We start from the raw sequence: 773 nt of genomic DNA on the forward strand, positions 1-773 counted from the left end.
GTCCCGAAGGGTCGGGTGAGGGGCAGCGCAAAGTTGGCCCTCGATTCACAGACGTTGGTGCCCCTCGCCTGCCTGCCGGCATCTTCTCCCCGTAAAAAGGGGAGAAGAAAGCAAATTCACCGTGCCATGGCGTGGTATTCGTCGTTCGGGCGCATGTCGATTGCCGCGGCCACGCGGTTCGACATGTTGAAGAAGGCAGCGGTCGAGGCGATGTCCCAGATGTCGCGATCGGTGAAGCCGGCCTGACGCAGCGCGGCCCGGTCTGCCTCGACGATCTTGGCCGGCTCTTGCGTCAGCTTGACGGTGAATTCGAGCATTGCCACCTGCCTGGGCGAAAGATCGGCGGCGCGGAAATTCATCACCATCATTTCGCCGAGCGGCGGGTCGCCGGAGAGCTGGCGCACCGCCGCGCCATGCGCGGTCAGGCAATAGTAGCAATGATTGATCGAGGAGACGGCGACCGCGATCATCTCGCGTTCCAGCTTGGTCAGCCCGGACTCACCCAGCATCAAATCGTTGTACATGTCGGTGAAGGCGCGCAGCTTTCTGTCGTCGAAGGCATAGGCCCTGAGCACGTTGGGGACGAGGCCGAGCTTCTCCTCGCATTTGGCGAAATAGGTTTTTGTCGCCTCGCTCAGCTCTCCCTGGCCAAGATCAAGCGCGCTGATTTTGCCGGTCATGGGTCATTTCTCCTCGTTGCGCGGCATCTTGTCGCCAAATTCCGATAATTCTTGGCAAGCCGTCAAACCTTTGTCGCCAAACAGCGGTCATCT

1 protein-coding gene is annotated in these 773 nt (G+C 60.3%); it reads right to left on the reverse strand.

Going from position 1 to position 773, the window contains the following annotated elements:
- Nucleotides 1-116 precede the first annotated feature (116 nt).
- The gene (locus EN906_RS35970; protein ID WP_127269517.1) at nucleotides 117-680 is read right to left on the reverse strand and encodes a peroxidase-related enzyme; all 564 of its coding nucleotides are present in this window, start codon (nucleotides 678-680) and stop codon (nucleotides 117-119) included.
- Nucleotides 681-773 lie beyond the last annotated feature (93 nt).

This window comes from Mesorhizobium sp. M7A.F.Ca.CA.004.06.1.1 (genome assembly GCF_003999135.1).
Lineage (GTDB): Bacteria > Pseudomonadota > Alphaproteobacteria > Rhizobiales > Rhizobiaceae > Mesorhizobium.